1 protein-coding gene is annotated in these 2,698 nt (G+C 50.1%); it reads left to right on the top strand.

Features of this window, described 5'->3' with window-relative positions:
- The coding region (locus CXF72_RS00280) for an amino acid permease (RefSeq protein ID WP_232784829.1) at nt 1-2,611 on the top strand (2,611 nt) is incomplete at its 5' end.
- Between the last annotated feature and the right edge of the window lie 87 nt (nt 2,612-2,698).

Genomic DNA, 2,698 nt, shown 5'->3' with positions numbered 1-2,698 from the left:
AAGTCCACAAACAGCTGTGATCGAGAAGACAATATTAATCGTAAGGAAAGGATTGATGCACAAGCCCTCCGTTAACTCGTCTAAGACTGAACAACACAAGCTGGGCACCTTCGCCGGTGTCTTTACGCCAAGTATTTTAACGATACTCGGACTGATCCTCTTCCTGCGCCTTGGTTATTTGGTCGGTACGGGAGGCTTGTGGCAGACGCTGCTAATAATTTTTATTGCCTACACTATCTCCATATTGACCAGTATTTCTCTGTCGGCCATCGCCACCAATTTGAAAGTCCGAGGCGGCGGCGACTATTACCTTATATCCAGAACACTCGGGTTTGAGTTTGGTGGTGCCCTGGGGCTAGTGCTGTTTATGGCACAGTCAGTGTCAATCGGCTTTTACTGCATCGGCTTTGGCGAGGTGGTTGCCGGACTGTTCACGATGAGTAATGGTATGGCGCAGATCATTGCGCTTGTGGCGATGGTCGGATTATTCTTTTTCGCTTGGCATGGTGCCGATTGGTCAACCCGTTTTCAGTATGTTGTTATGGCTGTTATCTGCCTGGCACTGATCTCCTTTTTTATCGGCGCTTTATTACATTGGGATGTCGCTGTACTGCAGGGTAACTTGCAATCGGCACCGCAGGCCCCCTCCTTCTGGGTACTGTTCGCGGTATTTTTCCCCGCTGTTACCGGTTTTACTCAGGGCGTAAGCATGTCGGGGGATCTGCGCGATCCGAGTAACAGTTTACCCTTAGGCACTTTTATGGCAGTAGGCATCTCACTGCTCGTTTATTTAACCGCCGCCCTCTTTTTTGCAGGCAGCCTGCCCCAGCAGTTATTGGTCAGTGATTACTCAGCCATGAACCGGATTGCCTGGCTGCCTGTATTGATTCTCGCCGGGGTATTTGCCGCCACCCTTTCTTCTGCGATGGCTTCTTTTCTCGGTGCACCACGGATTTTACAATCCTTGGCATCCGATAAGGTTTTCCCGCTGTTAACGCCTTTTGCCACGGGCGTAGGCTCGTCCAACAATCCGCAACGGGCCGTGCTACTGGCCGGTGCTATCGCGCTATTGACAATCGGCCTGGGTGATCTCAACCTGATCGCAAGTGTTGTGGCAATGTTTTTTCTAATTTCCTATGGGCTGCTCAATTACGCCACCTACTTTGAAGCCAGCTCTGCCAGTCCCTCATTCCGTCCACGTTTCAAATGGTTTCATCAATATGCGAGCCTCACTGGCGCGGCCGTTTGTTTACTGGCCATGTTAGCCATTAACTGGGAATCGGCTGCACTGGCAGTTACTTTGCTGTTCGCCATTTATCAGTATCTGCAGCGCACCGCCAAGCAAAGCCGCTGGGCGGACGGACGCCGATCCTACCATCTGCAGCAGGTGCGGGAGCATCTTCTGCAGATTTCACTTGAGCTGGAACATCCGCGCGACTGGCGGCCGCAAATTCTCGCTTTTTCCAGCAGTAGAACAAGGCGCGAACGACTGCTGAAATTTTCTTCCTGGCTCGAAGCAGGCACTGGCCTGACCACACTGGTGCACATTCTGGAAAACAGCCCATCACAAAAAAAACTGGCCGAAAATGAGCTCTATGAGGATATAGCCGCCAGTGGCGTACAAGCTTTCCCGATGGTGATCAGTGCTCCGTCACTTGAGATAGGCAGCACCTTATTACTGCAATCCTTTGGCATTGGCCCCTTAAAGGCCAACACTATCCTGCTTAATTATCTGGATAGCTACACGCAACATTTTTTTACTCCACAGCTGAAAAGCTTTGGTAAAAATCTGCATACCGCACTGCGACTTGGTTATAATCTCGTTATTCTGGATGCCAAGGAGCTCGAATGGCAAAAGCTGGCGAAACAAGCACCCGATCAGCGCCGGATTGATATCTGGTATCTCCCGGGAAACAGTGGTTCGCTGATGTTGCTACTGGCGCATCTCATGACGCGCTCGAGTTTTTGGGTGGAATCTGAGTTGCGCGTGCTGAGCTCGGTTCAGAATGGTGATCATGAGGGCACACTGGCAGCGTTACAGCAAGAACTGGAAGATATTAGAATCAATGCCGACGCGATGATTGTGGAGGATTTTAGCAGCTCTACGATCCAAAAATATTCAGCGGATGCCAGCTTGATATTCTTACCACTGACCCTTAAGGCGGATCAACTTGTCGACTGTTCGGGGCTCTCTGTCGACAAGTTACTGCCGGTGCTGCCGTTAGTTGCACTGGTGATCGCGGCACAGCAGATTGATCTTGATGCGGAGCCGGAGCAAGGTATTGCCGGCGTACTGGCTGAAGCCGAGGATAAATTGAACGCGGCACAGGAGCTTGCAAAGCAGGCCGAAGAGGAGGTACAGACAATCAATCTGTCCCTCAAAGATAATTTGAAAGCACTATCAGAAATGCGTCAGCATGGCAGTGAAGAAGAGTGGATCAATGTCTATAACAAGTTGACCAAGCTCCGCCGGCAACTCGATAAAGCCACCCGACGATCCGCTAAAGCCGAAGCAAAAATGGAATCAGAAAAACGGCAAGTTGAGCAGTTACACAAAAAACATCACATCAATGATAGCGCCGAACAAGAGAGTCAATTACGTCGCCCCTAAAGGAGCGAGCTTGTAAAAGCTAAGTTGACCAGACCACTTACTGAGGATAATAAGTAAGTAGACGATATTTTGGATATAGATACCTTC

This window comes from Psychromonas sp. MB-3u-54 (assembly GCF_002836415.1).
GTDB lineage: Bacteria > Pseudomonadota > Gammaproteobacteria > Enterobacterales > Psychromonadaceae > Psychromonas.
The sequence above is the reverse complement of the archived record's forward strand: the minus strand, read 5'-3'. Positions and strand labels throughout refer to the sequence as shown.